The organism is Novosphingobium bradum (assembly GCF_042646485.1).
GTDB classification, from domain to species: Bacteria; Pseudomonadota; Alphaproteobacteria; order Sphingomonadales; family Sphingomonadaceae; genus Novosphingobium; species Novosphingobium bradum.
Genome location: NZ_JBHRTQ010000012.1, coordinates 1 through 603, shown reverse-complemented (window position 1 = coordinate 603; position 603 = coordinate 1). Strand labels below are relative to the sequence as shown.

General features: G+C 75.6%; 1 pseudogene. It reads left to right on the top strand.

The annotated features are described in order from the left end of the window. Positions 1 to 603, top strand: a pseudogene (locus tag ACFOD9_RS13620) (hypothetical protein); the annotation flags it as partial.

Sequence of the window (603 nt, the reverse complement as noted above, 5' to 3'; positions counted from 1 at the left end):
CCCTCGCCAACGCCACGGGCGCCAACGCCACCGCCGCGGGCTCCTCGGCCCTGGCTTCGGGCGCCGACGCCACGGCCACCGGCTCCAACGCCAATGCCACCGGCGCCAACGCCACCGCCACCGGCACCTCGGCCCTCGCCGCCGGCGCCAACGCCACGGCCACCGGCACCCTCGCCAATGCCACCGGCGACAATGCCACCGCGGGCGGCGTCCTGGCCCAGGCCAATGGCCTTGCCGCCACGGCCTACGGTTCGAGCGCCAATGCCCAGGGCGATTCCGCCTCGGCCTTCGGTGACCGCGCCCAGGCCATCGGCACCAACGCCACGGCGCTCGGCCAGCAGGCCAATGCCCTCGGCACCAACGCCACCGCTTCGGGCTACCTGGCGAATGCCAACGGCGCCAACGCCACGGCCTCGGGCACCTCGGCCCTGGCTGATGGCATCAACGCCACCGCTACCGGCACCCTCGCCAACGCCACCGGCACCAACGCCACGGCCGCGGGCTCCTCGGCCCTGGCTTCGGGCGCCGACGCCACCGCGACCGGCTCCAACGCCAACGCCACCGGCGCCAATGCCACGGCCACCGGCACCTCGGCTCTCGCCG